The organism is Mycobacterium sp. THU-M104 (genome assembly GCF_049197365.1).
Lineage (GTDB): Bacteria > Actinomycetota > Actinomycetes > Mycobacteriales > Mycobacteriaceae > Mycobacterium.
This window is the reverse complement of sequence record NZ_JBMIOP010000169.1, coordinates 1-1,612: the sequence shown is the minus strand read 5'-3', so window position 1 is coordinate 1,612 and position 1,612 is coordinate 1. Positions and strand designations below refer to the sequence as shown.

The following is a 1,612-nucleotide window of genomic DNA, read 5'->3' as shown; positions in this document are numbered from 1 at the left end:
CCCAGATCCACGGCGGGTACGGCTTCATGAACGAGTATCCGGTGGCGCGGCACTACCGCGACAGCAAGATCCTCGAGATCGGGGAAGGCACCACCGAGGTGCAGCTGATGCTCATCGCGCGATCGCTGGGCCTGTCATGACGGGCCTGTCATGAGGGGCCTGTCATGAGGGGCCTGTCGTGAGCGGCCCGGGGAAGGCGATCGTCCAGCGCGGCTTGTGGTTCGAGGAGTTCGAGATCGGCACAACCTATCAGCACCGGCCTGGCCGCACGGTGACCGAGGCCGACAATGTGCTGTTCACGACGCTGACGATGAACACCCAGTCGCTGCATCTGGATGCGGCGTGGGCCGCGGAGCAGCCGGGCTTCCGCGGCGAGCGGCTGGTCAATTCCTTGTTCACGCTCTCGACGCTGGTCGGGTTGTCGGTGTCTCAGCTGACGCTGGGCACCATCGTCGCCAACCTCGGCTTCTCCGAGGTGTCCTTCCCCAAGCCGGTCTTCCACGGCGACACGCTGTACGCCGAAACCGTCTGCACCGGGAAGCGGGAATCCACAAGCCGTCCCGGGGAGGGCATCGTCACTCTCGCGCACACCGGACGCAATCAGCACGGTGACGTCGTCGCACGGGCGGTGCGCACCACGCTCGTGCAGAAGCACCCCGAGGGGGCGTGATGAACCTGCGCGCCGCCGGTCCGGCATGGCTGTTCTGCCCCGCGGACCGCCCCGAGCGTTTCGCGAAGGCCGCCGCCACTGCCGACGTCGTGATCCTCGACCTCGAGGACGGCGTGGCCCAAGCTGACAAGGCCGCCGCCCGGATCGCATTGCGGGACACTCCGATGGACCCCGAGCGCACCGTGGTGCGGATGAACGCTGCCGGCACCGGCGAGCACGCCCTGGACCTAGAGGCCCTGGCCGGTACCGCCTACGGCACCGTGATGCTGTCGAAGGCCGAAGCGGCGGCGCAGGTGGCGGCCTTGGCGCCCCGCGATGTCGTCGCGCTGATCGAGACGCCGCGCGGGGCGGTGTTCGCCGCCGAGATCGCCGCGGCCGACGGGACGGTAGCGCTCATGTGGGGTGCCGAAGATCTGGTGGCCGCCCTCGGCGGCAGTTCAAGTCGGCGGGACGACGGCGGCTATCGCGACGTCGCCCGGCACGTGCGCGCGACGGCTCTGCTGGCGGCGTCGGCATTCGGCCGGATCGCCCTGGATGCAGTGCACTTGGACATCCGCGATCTCGAGGGCCTGCGGGCCGAGGCCGACGACGGCGTCGCGGTGGGATTCGACGGAACGGTGTGCATCCATCCCGCCCAGGTGGCAGTTGTGCGCGAGGCCTACCGTCCCAGCGCGGAGAAACTCAACTGGGCGCGAAGGGTCTGCGCGGCGGCCAAGAACGAGCGCGGGGTATTCGCGTTCGAGGGGCAGATGGTCGACTCCCCGGTGCTCAAGCACGCCGCGATGCTGTTGCGGCGGGCGGGGGAAGTCACAGGCTAACGGCCGCAATCACGTCCGTCATTCGCGTCGTCGTCGGTGGGCTCGTTGTCGTCGTTGTTTGTGTGGTGGAGGAGTTTTTCGGGGTGCCAGTGGGTGTTGGTGCGGGGTTGGTTGTGTTTTCGGC

General features: G+C 68.5%; 3 protein-coding genes. All 3 read left to right on the top strand.

Translation table 11 applies throughout. The features are described 5' to 3' along the window. On the top strand, positions 1 to 140 hold a 140-nt coding region (locus tag ACOJVU_RS13750; RefSeq protein ID WP_421530276.1), incomplete at its 5' end, for an acyl-CoA dehydrogenase family protein. A 38-nt stretch (positions 141 to 178) separates the two neighbouring features. After that, complete coding sequence (locus ACOJVU_RS13745) at positions 179 to 670, top strand: MaoC family dehydratase (protein WP_421530275.1); 492 nt, start codon at positions 179 to 181, stop codon at positions 668 to 670. Then, on the top strand, positions 670 to 1,488 hold the full coding sequence (locus ACOJVU_RS13740; protein WP_421530274.1) for an HpcH/HpaI aldolase/citrate lyase family protein: 819 nt from the start codon (positions 670 to 672) through the stop codon (positions 1,486 to 1,488). Before ACOJVU_RS13745 ends, ACOJVU_RS13740 begins: the two co-directional genes overlap by 1 nt. Positions 1,489 to 1,612: the final 124 nt, after the last annotated feature.

What these genes read in the sequence shown, in the direction of transcription:
- ACOJVU_RS13740 (WP_421530274.1), top strand. Translation starts at nt 670, where the DNA reads ATGAACCTGCGCGCCGCCGGTCCGGCATGGCTGTTCTGCCCCGCGGAC.